Here is a 3918-nt window from a genome sequence, read left to right as displayed (position 1 = left end):
GACCGGCCCCGTCACGCACCGGCCCCGGTCCGCCCCTCGCCGGCGGGGCCTTGACGGCAGCCGGCCGGCGGCGCAGCCTTTTGCCGGCACAAGGAGCCTTATGATGTCACATCCCGGGCGCGCCCTGAAGCGCCTGCGGGCGATGCGGGGCCTGAAGCAGGCCGCCGTTGCAGAAATGCTGGGCGTCGACCAGACCACCGTATCGCGCTGGGAACGCGGCATCGGCCGGCCGGAAGGCCGCGAGGCCGCAGCGCTGGAGCGCCTCCTTGCCGCCCCGGCCGGCCCCGGAGCCGACCGGGCGCTGAAGCGTCTGGTATCGCAGGCCGGCGAGCCGGTGCATCTCATCTGCGACATCACCCACCGCCTGCTTGCCGCTTCCCCGGCCCGCGTGGCGGAATGGACCTCGCCGCTCGACATTCACCTCGGTGAGCGGCTGCTGCGCTATGCCAGCGACGAGATTCGCGCTGCCGAGGCACGCCTGCCGGATCAGGGCTGGTACGAGCCCGTCGCCCCGCGCCTCGTCTTCTATACCGGCGCCAACGCGGATCCCGACCTGCGCATCCGGCCGGGCTGGATGAGCTGGGAGCGCCTGCGCCTTGAAGACGGCAGCCTTGCGCGGCTGGTCACGACCGTGTCGTGGGGCGAACAGCCGCCGCCGGCCGGTCCGGCTGCCTAATTTAGGCATGGGCTGCGGCGCCGCGGCGCGCTAAGGGCGGGGCAGCCTCTTCCGCTGGTCCAGCCTCTGCCGTTGGTCCGGCCCCTCCCGTTGCTCCGGCCCCTTCCGCTGGTCGACGAACCGCCCGGTAGCGCCCATGCCGCCCGTCCCCTCGCCCGCTCTGTCCGCAACCCGCGTGCCCTGGCCGCAGATCGTGTTCGTCTACGGGCTCGGCGTGCTGGCGGCCGCCACTCTCGGCCGCTTTGCCGGCCTCATCCCGCTGCTGCAGCGCGAACTGGGGCTGTCGCTGACCCTCGCCGCCGGCCTCACCTCGCTGATCGAGGCCTCCGGCGCGCTGTTCGGCTTCGTCGCGGGCATGGCTGTCGGGCGCATCGGCGCGCGGGCCAGCCTGATTGCCGGCACCGCGATTCTCGCCGTCGCCGGGGCCGGGCAGGCGCTGGCCGGCGATGCCGGCGCCCTGATGGGCTGGCGCGCGGCGGAGAGCCTCGGCTATCTCGCCATCACCGTCGCCGCCCCCACCCTCATCACCGCGCTGGCCGGGCGCGCGGGCCGCGATGCCGCCATGGCGCTGTGGAGCACGTTCGTGCCGGTGGGACTGGCCATCGGCACCGCGCTGGCCGCGCCGCTGGCGGAAGCTCTCAGCTGGCGGGCGGTGCCGCTGGCCGGCGCCGCGGCCGCGCTGCTGCTGACGGTGGCCGGCCTGCGCCTGAGGCCGCCCGCCGCCGCCGGCGCCGACCGCAGCCCGGCCCCGGCCGCCGGCGCGGACGGCGCTCCCTCGCCGGCGCTGTGGCTGACGGCGTTCGGGTTCGGGCTCTACGCCCTCGTCGGCGTCGGCGTTCTGGCGCTCACGCCGGGCTTTCTGGTCGACCGCTTCGGCCTCGATGCCACCGCCGCCGGCCTTGCCGCTGCCGTTGCCTCGCTCGCCAACATTCCGGGCTCGATGGTGGCCGCCACGGCGCTGGCCCGCGGCGTGCCGCCGCTGCGCCTTGCCGCCTTCGGGCTCGTCGTGCCGGGCGCCTTCGCCCTCGCGGCCTTCATCGGCGCCGGCCAGTGGATGACGGCCGCCGCCGCCATCGTCGGCCTCAACGCGGTCGCCGGCATTGCGCCGGCGGTGCTGTTCGGCCGCATTCCGGTGCTGGCCAAGGGCCCGCGCGGCGTTGCGCTCGGCAACGGGCTGATCGCCCAGTTCGGCGCCTCCGGCTCGATGATCGGCCCGCCGCTCATCGCCGCCGCCGTCAGTTTCGCCGGCTGGTGGGTGGCCGGCCTCATCGCCGCCGCCCTTTCGCTCCTCGCCGCGCTCGCCGTGCTGGCCTCCGGCCGCGTGCGCTGACGGCCCCTACCAGCCGCCGCCGCCGGAACTGCCGCCGCCGCCACCGGAGAAACCGCCCCCGAAGGCCGCCCCGCTGCCGGAGGCCGCCGCGCGCGCGGCCGCCAGAGAGCGCAGGCCGGCAAGCTCGGCCGAGGCCAGCGACCCGCCGATGCCGCGGCCCACGTTGCGCCAGCCGTCGCCGCCCCAGCCCGGGCCGGAATACCAGCCGGGCTGCGGCATCGCCGCCGCTGCCGCCCCGGCCGCCGCGCCGGCCAGCACCGCCCCGAACTGGGCGGACCACGCCGTTTCCACCCCCAGCGCCACCGCATAGGGCAGCATTTCCTCGAAATGGGCGGGCGTGCGGTCCGGCGGATTGTGGAATTTCAGCCGGTCCGCCTCTGCAACCGTCAGATAGAGCCGCGTGCCGGCGATCTCGTCCAGCGCCGCCCGCCCGGCGGCCGTCGGACGCTGCAGGAGGCGGAAGAACAGCAGGTTGACGGCAACACCCGCCACCAGCGCCACCGAGGCCGCAAGCCCGACATCGAGCATCAGGCCGAGGCCGGTGAACAGCCACACGCCGGTCATCGCCAGCGCCAGCACGCTGGTCACCAGCGCCGCCGGCAGCGCCGCGAAGCGGCCGGCGAACAGCGCCCTCCAGGATTGCAGCGCCGTGCCGCCGGCGACCAGCAGCCCGACCGTCAGCAGCGCCGTGCCGCCGGCCTCGGCGACGACCGCCGCCGGATCGGCCACCACCAGCGCCGTTGCCACCCACACCGCCAGCGTCAGCGCGGCGCCGGCAGCGAACCAGACACGGTTGTTGACGATGAAGGCGCGCAGGAACCGGCCGCGGAGAAAGCCGGCCAGCGCCTTGCCGGTGCGGGCGATGCGGGTCTGGTCGCGTGCCGGGTCCACACTTCCCCCGCCCTCCGGGAACAGGAACTTCAGCACCACCGCCTCGCCCTCGCCCGGCGGCCGGCGGCCGCCTTCGGTCCGCGTCAGGTGCGGCGGGCCGCTCTCCTGTCCCTCGATGCGCAGGTGCCCCTTGACGGCAAGGTCGATGACCGCCGCGGTCAGGCAGGCGCTGTCGTAGCCGGTGCGCTCGATGAAGCGCATGGCGTGGGGCGGCAGCGTGGGCCGGTAGACCGGAATGACCGGCCCGGCCGGCGGATCGACCCCGACGCGCCGCCACGCAACGCCATAATAGGCGGTCACGAGGCCAAGGCCGCCGATGGCGATGATCGCCGGCAGATAAATCCGCACGGCACGGGCGAGCGGCCCCGGTTCCGCCACGACGCCCTTGGGAAAGGCGACGGCGACGGTCAGGCCCTCGCCCGGTTCGAGCGGCCGGGTGGTGCGCACCACGGCCTCGCCGGCGGCCGGGCGGGCGGCGGTGAAATCCTGTCCCTGCCCGCCGGCCGCACCGGTATAGCCGGCCAGAGCCGTGATGGTGCCGCCCGCCGGCAGGCTCAGCCGCAGTTCCGCCCGGTCGATCGGGAACGCCCAGCCGTTGCCGGTGACGTTGAGGTTGAGCTCGTCATGGCCGGGGAAGAAATCGATCAGCCCCGTCAGCCGGTAGTCGATGCGATAGGTGTGCAGGCCGGGTTCCACCGTCTCGTCGGCGGAACCGACATAGAGGCGGGTGGCCTCGCCTTCCCGCGCCGTGTGCCAGTCGGCCGGCGCACCGTCCTGCATCACCTGCGTGACGGTCAGGCCCACCCGCTCGCGCCCGTAGCCCGCGGCACGGACACGGGCGAAGTCCTGATAGATGCCATGAACGATATCCTCGCCGGCGGCGCGCACCTGCAGCGTCTCGCGCACGGCAACCGTGCCGTCCGGCTCAAGGCGCACATCCGCAAGGAAAGACAGGATGCGCTCGCTGCCGCCCGCCTGCGCCGCCGGCGAGAACAGCGCCACGAACGCCGCGACGAGCAGC

The 3918-nt window shown here is 74.8% G+C and carries 3 protein-coding genes; 2 read left to right on the top strand and 1 reads right to left on the bottom strand.

Annotated elements, in window-relative coordinates:
* The first annotated feature begins 103 nt into the window (after nucleotides 1-103).
* Both V7067_RS15205 and V7067_RS15200 read left to right on the top strand, forming a co-directional pair.
* Nucleotides 104-676 (top strand): helix-turn-helix transcriptional regulator, encoded by a 573-nt coding sequence (locus V7067_RS15205; protein WP_334176750.1) that lies wholly within the window; start codon nucleotides 104-106, stop codon nucleotides 674-676.
* Nucleotides 677-812: 136 nt separating this feature from the next.
* Nucleotides 813-2006 (top strand): MFS transporter, encoded by a 1194-nt coding sequence (locus V7067_RS15200; protein ID WP_334176749.1) that lies wholly within the window; start codon nucleotides 813-815, stop codon nucleotides 2004-2006.
* A gap of 6 nt (nucleotides 2007-2012) precedes the next feature.
* On the opposite strand, the gene V7067_RS15195 is transcribed toward V7067_RS15200, so the two are convergent.
* On the bottom strand, nucleotides 2013-3918 hold a 1906-nt coding region (locus V7067_RS15195), incomplete at its 5' end, for a DUF2207 domain-containing protein (RefSeq protein ID WP_334176748.1).

Origin of the sequence: Pseudoxanthobacter sp., from assembly GCF_036822375.1 — a bacterium.
Taxonomy (GTDB): Bacteria; Pseudomonadota; Alphaproteobacteria; order Rhizobiales; family Segnochrobactraceae; genus Pseudoxanthobacter.
Note: the sequence above shows the minus strand (reverse complement) of the source record. Positions and strands in the feature narration are given on the sequence as shown.

Coding starts and splice junctions, on each gene's coding strand:
- V7067_RS15205 (WP_334176750.1), top strand. CDS start 104: ATGTCACATCCCGGGCGCGCCCTGAAGCGCCTGCGGGCGATGCGGGGC.
- V7067_RS15200 (WP_334176749.1), top strand. CDS start 813: ATGCCGCCCGTCCCCTCGCCCGCTCTGTCCGCAACCCGCGTGCCCTGG.